At 74.8% G+C, this 1458-nt stretch carries 2 protein-coding genes; both read right to left on the minus strand.

The window, feature by feature from the left end:
• A partial coding sequence (locus tag LWC35_RS38720; RefSeq protein ID WP_232875571.1) for a 2-keto-4-pentenoate hydratase occupies positions 1-698 on the minus strand: 698 nt, incomplete at its 3' end.
• On the minus strand, positions 695-1458 hold a 764-nt coding region (locus tag LWC35_RS38725; RefSeq protein WP_232875572.1), incomplete at its 5' end, for a 2-keto-4-pentenoate hydratase. The genes LWC35_RS38725 and LWC35_RS38720, both read right to left, overlap by 4 nt.

The raw sequence follows: 1458 nt of genomic DNA on the forward strand, positions 1-1458 counted from the left end.
CCGACCGGCACCGCCGCCGTGAGGCCGCCGGACAGCACGATCTCGCCCGCTCGCAGGCCCTCGCCCTCGGCGGCGAGCGCGCGGACCAGCCAGGCGACGGCGGCGGCGGGGTGGCCGAGCGAGGCCGCACCCGACGCGGTGGCGACGACCCGGCCGTTCCTCTCGAGCACCACGCCGACGAGCCGCAGGTCGATGCCCGCGGGGGGCACCGGGGCCCCGACGACGTACCGGGCGGCCGAGGTGTTGTCCGCGACGACGTCGGCCATCGTGAAGCCGTAGTCGGCGTAGCGGGAGTCGAGGACCTCGATCCCCACGGCGACACCCGACGACGCGGCCACCACGTCCGCCGCGGTGACGTGCGGCCCGGCGAGGTCGCGGCCGAGGGTGAACACGATCTCGGGCTCGCAACGGGGCTGGATCTGCGCGCCGGTGTCCAGCGGCTCGCCGAGGTCCAGCGCGCCCGCGGCGGGCAGGAAGCCGTAGATCGGCTCGCTGACGTTGACCTGCGCCTGCTTGGCGCGCGAGGTCACCCCGAGCTTCCAGCCCGCGAGCGGGCCCGCGGCGCTGCGCAGCTCGCGCTGCACCTGGTAGGCGGTGGGGATGTCGAGCTCGGGGTACTCGTCGGACGGCTTGCCGATCGCGGTGCGGTCCGCGACCGCCTTGCTCAGGCGGGCGGCCAGCTCGCTCACGGTGATCATGCGCCCACCCTCACGGTGATCGCGCCGAGGCGGTCGAACTCGGCCCGGAACACGTCGCCCGGGGTCATCGGGACGGCCGCGTGCAGCGCGCCCGTCATGATCAGGTGGCCGGGTTCGAGGGCGACCCCGTTCTCGCCCAGGACGTTCGCCAGCCAGGCGACGACGGCGACCGGGTCGCCGAGCGCGGCCGCGCCGGCCGCGGTGTCGACGAGCTCGCCGTTGCGCGTGAGGGTCATGCCGACGAGTCGGGTGTCCAGGTCGGTCACCGGCACGATCCGGCTCGACGTCGCGGCGGCGCCGTTGGACGCCAGGTCGGCGACGGTGTCGGCGAGCTTGATCCGCCAGTCGGCGATGCGGGAGTCGACGATCTCCATCCCGGCGACCGCCCCGGCGAGCGCGGCGCGGGCCTGCGTGACGGTGACACCCGGGCCGGCCAGCCGCTCACCGAGCACGAACACGATCTCGGCCTCGACCTTGGGCGCGATGAACCGGCTCAGCGGGACCTCGTCCCCGTCGCGGTAGACGGTCGAGGCGAGGACGGGCCCGTGGTCGGGGGAGTCCACGCCGATCATCTTCTGCATGGGCTCGGAGGTCAGGCCGACCTTGTACCCGACGATCCGGTCGCCGTCGGCGAGCAGGAGGTCGATCAGCTCGCGCTGCACCGCGTACCCGTCGGCCATCCCGAGCGTCGGGTCGTCGTCGGTGAAGGGCGGGATGGGCGTGCGGGTGCGCCGGGCGTCGTAGAGCGCCCGGGCCTTCG

The organism is Pseudonocardia kujensis (genome assembly GCF_021283305.1).
GTDB classification, from domain to species: Bacteria; Actinomycetota; Actinomycetes; order Mycobacteriales; family Pseudonocardiaceae; genus Pseudonocardia; species Pseudonocardia kujensis.